The 3,848-nt window shown below is 65.9% G+C and carries 5 protein-coding genes; 2 read left to right on the top strand and 3 right to left on the bottom strand.

Annotated features, from left to right (window positions below; all coding sequences use genetic code 11):
• A partial coding sequence (locus tag KA184_08060) for an immunoglobulin domain-containing protein (GenBank protein MBP8129523.1) occupies nt 1–284 on the top strand: 284 nt, incomplete at its 5' end.
• A 192-nt stretch (nt 285–476) separates the two neighbouring features.
• Here KA184_08060 and KA184_08055 read toward each other — a convergent pair.
• From KA184_08055 to KA184_08045, 3 genes are all read right to left on the bottom strand, one after another.
• Nucleotides 477–1,373, bottom strand: a complete 897-nt coding sequence (locus KA184_08055) for an ROK family protein (protein ID MBP8129522.1) — start codon at nt 1,371–1,373, stop codon at nt 477–479.
• 111 nt (nt 1,374–1,484) lie between these two features.
• Entirely contained in the window at nt 1,485–2,579 is a 1,095-nt protein-coding gene (locus KA184_08050) for a hypothetical protein (GenBank protein MBP8129521.1), read from the bottom strand.
• Nucleotides 2,579–3,160, bottom strand: coding sequence for a hypothetical protein (locus KA184_08045; GenBank protein MBP8129520.1), 582 nt, complete (start codon nt 3,158–3,160; stop codon nt 2,579–2,581). Before KA184_08045 ends, KA184_08050 begins: the two co-directional genes overlap by 1 nt.
• Before the next feature lie 209 nt (nt 3,161–3,369).
• Between KA184_08045 and KA184_08040 the strand changes: the two genes are divergently transcribed.
• Complete coding sequence (locus KA184_08040; protein MBP8129519.1) at nt 3,370–3,816, top strand: NUDIX domain-containing protein; 447 nt, start codon at nt 3,370–3,372, stop codon at nt 3,814–3,816.
• The last annotated feature ends 32 nt before the right edge of the window (nt 3,817–3,848 follow it).

The following is a 3,848-nucleotide window of genomic DNA, read 5'->3' as shown; positions in this document are numbered from 1 at the left end:
CGCAGTGGTACAAGGACGACGGGACGAAGGCCTTTGTGCCGGTGCCCGAAGACTCGCTCCACGAGGGCACGCAGACGTTCCGCCTGACGTTTAACGAGGTGGCCTTCTCCGATGCGGGCGTGTACCGCGTCGAAGTCTCGGACGATTTCACGAGCATCTATTCGCAGGCCGAGCTGGTCGTGCAGAATGCGCTTCCGGCCGCGGGCGCGCTCGGCCTTGCGCTGCTGGCAGGCACGAGTGCGCTGGGCGGCGCCTTGGCGTTGCGCCGCCGCGAGCGGAAATAGCCCGCGCAAGCAAGCGATAGACCGATTTGGCCGCCGGACCTCAGCGTGAGGCCCGGCGGCCTTGTCATGTCCGTGCGCAGGCCGCTGCACGGCGCAAAACGGCGAGGACTCTCGTGCCGTGAGGAAGCGCTCCCCGAAGGCGGACTGCGGCGTATGTAAAACAGTCTGGTCGCCGCCGCGGAAGGCGCTGTCTTACGGGGCGGCCGCGTCCTGAGCCAGCGCGATGGCCCCGAGTACCCCGGCGCGGTTGCCCAGGCCGGGCGGAACAATGTACAAGCCGATATCCCGCAGGATTTCCGGCCGTTGGATGTAGCCGTTCAGCAGCGACAGGAAACGCGCGCGAATGCGCGGGAACAGGTGCGCCTGTTCCATGACGCCGCCGCCCAGAACAATCCGCTGCGGCGAGATGATGCACAGTTGCGGCACAAGGCCGCTGGCCAGATATTCGGCCTCGAGGTCCCATGCGGCGTGATCGGGGGACAGCGCCTCCGCGCTGCAGCCCCAGCGCGCCTCGAGCGCCGGACCCGACGCCAGCCCTTCCAGGCAGTCTCCGTGATATGGGCACGCGCCGGGGAACGGGTCCCGTCCGCGGTCGTGCGGCACAAAGACATGCCCCATTTCAGGATGGAGCAGCCCATGAACCAGTTTGCCATTTACCATGGCGCCGCCGCCGATGCCCGTGCCCACGGTCAGGTAGACAAACGTATCCAGGCCCTGCGCGGCGCCCCAGCGTCCCTCGGCGAGCGCGGCGCCGTTTACGTCCGTGTCAAAACCGATGGGTGCCCGCAATGCCTCGCGCAATGGCCCAGCAAGATCGGTATTGGCCCACCCGCGTTTCGGCGTGGTGGTAATGCAGCCATACGTAGGCGAGCCGGGTTTCGGGTCCACCGGCCCGAAAGAAGCGATGCCCAGGCCCGCGACCGGGCCATGGCGTTGCTGCTCTTCAAGAAAAAATGCGACGGCCCTCGCAATGGTCTCCTGAGGCGTGGTGGTCGGGAAACGGGTTTCCGCCAGGATTTCCTCGGGCCCTGCCGCCACGGCGCACACGAATTTTGTGCCGCCGGCTTCCACGCCGCCCCAAAGCGCCATGCTTCGTACCTCCCGCTGCTTGAAAACATGGTATCAGGGCACCCGCACCGGGATGCAAGAGCGGCCACTCGCGCACGGGGGCATATTCCGGGCCATGCGTTTTGGGTGTGTTCAACCGCGGGGCTGGATGCCCAAGGGCGCGGCAAGCGGGCAATCCTCGCGCATGCGGGGCACGATGATTTCGACATCGTTGCCCGCGGTCTGCCGCGCCACGAAAAGCGCCGCGGCCGGGTGCCGACAGGCCAATTCCTTCAAGTATTGCCACCATTCGCCGTCCGCGATGGTCCGTCCGAGCATGCGCGCCTCGATGTCGCACGGGTCGCGCTCCGCGTACTGCTGCTCGATTTCCTGGGCAAGGCCGGACGCGCCGCTGTCTTCCACCGGCGCCGTTTCGCGCTGGAGCCGGCGGCCAAATTCTTCGGTTAACGCGCACGCCTCGCGATAACGCGCGGCAAAAACGTCCCATTCCGGGTCTCGCAACCGCACATACGACACGAGGAATGCCACGCGCTGCTCAAACGGGCGCGCGTCGAGCCGCGCAGCCGCTTCCGCGTCGAGAAGCAGATACGTCAGCGCCGACCCGACGAACACGTCCGGCGCTTGCAGCGCGATACAATTCTCCGGGTTCGAGGGATAATCCGCGTGGAGGATCAGCGCCTTCGTCTGGTAATCCGGCACCACCGGCAGCGGCTCGGGGAACGCCGCGTAGTTGTATGCGAGCCCAGTCCCGATGAAATAGGCGGCGGCCGCGCGCTGGACATCGTCGTTGTCGAACGCGGCGTCGCCCTGGCGCAGGAATTCCTCCTGCATGCGCGGACGGATGCGCAGCAGTTCATACGCCTGCGCCGCACTGCTGTGCTTGCCGAGGCGGACGGCATTGTCCGCGAGCGCGAGCACGAGCGCGGCATGCAGCTGCGGCGGCCCGTCCTTCTCGAGTTGCGCCCGCGCATGTTCCGCGATGTTGGGGTCCTGCGCCACTTCCAGCGCCTCGCGGAAGAGCGGCGTGTCTTCCTGTTCCGGGGACGGCAACAGATACTTGTACTTCGGCGTGTAGATGTTCTCGGGACTCCAGGTGCGCAGCGGGCTCGCGGGTGCGAACAGCTGGCGCAGGTTCACAATGTCGCCGTCCGCGACCGCCTTGGCCAGCGCGTAGTCAATCGTGGCGCTGTCAATGGGCGGCTTGCCTTCCTGTTTTCTCCACGGCATCAGCGGCACGCCTCCGTCAGGATAGCGTCCACGCTGTGTCTGCGCTCTTCCCAGTCCACGAGCGGGGCCGTTACCTCGTGGAACGGCAGGCGTTCCAGGATCATCTGATAGTGTCGATGCCGGTCGTAGCGCAGCACGCGGCTCGCATGCCGCTCGTGGGCGCGGTCCCAATTGCTCGCTTCAATGCATTCGTGGTCGCGGCCCGCTTCCAGGACGAGGTCTTCCATATAGGTGGTCAGGAAGTCGCGCATCGCGCGATCGAACTGGCGGCGCGCGTCTTCCACGCCCGGCGCGTTCGCCTCCGCAAGGTTGCGCCACTCTTCCTCGAGGGCGATGACGCGGCGGCGGTCGGCGACGTATTTCTCCCGGCGTTCGTTGTCGCGCAGGATGTAGAAAGCGGCGTTCAGCCGCGCCATGTCGAGGAGGAGACGGTCGCGTTTTTCCTCCGTGAGCCGGGTACGCCCGATATTCAGCAAGAGGTCCTTCATCATCTTGCGGTAATTCTTGCGCACCTCGCCTTGTTTCGCCTCAGGCGTCAAGTCGAGTGCGGCGAAATAATCCACATATCCGGTGCCGCTCATTGTGAAGATGTCTCCAGCCAGCGGGCATGATTGTATCCCGCACACGGCGAGACGCACAACTACCGGCCCCCGGCGCGCCGTTCTGGCGCGCTCCACGCAGGGGACAGACCTGCAGGAAGGACTTGACTGGCGTAAGGGCATTCGGGAATCCTCACCTCACCTGCGGCGCGTCGCCGCGACCGGGATACGACCGAAAAAGGCGTTCATCCATGAAGACCAAGTTGCACACCACCGCGGGCGGCGTGGTCGTCGATGCCGTGGGCCGCATTCTGACCATAGAGCGCGACGTGGAACGCGACGGGCGCAGCGTGCATGAGGTGCGGCTGCCTAAGGGGCACATTGATCCGGGCGAGACGGCGGAGGCAGCGGCTATGCGCGAAGTGGGGGAGGAGAGCGGCTACTGGGGGGTCGAAATCGTGGCGGACCTGGGCACGGCGCACAGCGAGTTCGATTTCCGGGGCAAGCGCCACGTCCGCGAAGAGCGTTACTTCCTGATGCGCCTCGTTAACGCGGAAAACCTGGGACAGCGGGTTCATGCCGGTTCGGAAGAAGCCCTGTTCGCTCCCCATTGGCTGGACCCCGCGGAGGCGGAGGCGCGCATGACCTACCCGAGCGAGCGCGAATTCGTGCGGCGCGCGCGGGAACGCCTCGCTTAGTACTCCATTTCAGAAGTGCGATCGCGCTCGGA

It is taken from the genome of Candidatus Hydrogenedentota bacterium (genome assembly GCA_018005585.1).
Taxonomy (GTDB): Bacteria; Hydrogenedentota; Hydrogenedentia; order Hydrogenedentales; family JAGMZX01; genus JAGMZX01.
Note: the sequence above shows the minus strand (reverse complement) of the source record. Positions and strands in the feature narration are given on the sequence as shown.

What these genes read in the sequence shown, in the direction of transcription:
- KA184_08055 (MBP8129522.1), bottom strand. Translation starts at nt 1,373, where the DNA reads ATGGCGCTTTGGGGCGGCGTGGAAGCCGGCGGCACAAAATTCGTGTGC.
- KA184_08050 (MBP8129521.1), bottom strand. Translation starts at nt 2,579, where the DNA reads ATGCCGTGGAGAAAACAGGAAGGCAAGCCGCCCATTGACAGCGCCACG.
- KA184_08045 (MBP8129520.1), bottom strand. Translation starts at nt 3,160, where the DNA reads ATGAGCGGCACCGGATATGTGGATTATTTCGCCGCACTCGACTTGACG.
- KA184_08040 (MBP8129519.1), top strand. Translation starts at nt 3,370, where the DNA reads ATGAAGACCAAGTTGCACACCACCGCGGGCGGCGTGGTCGTCGATGCC.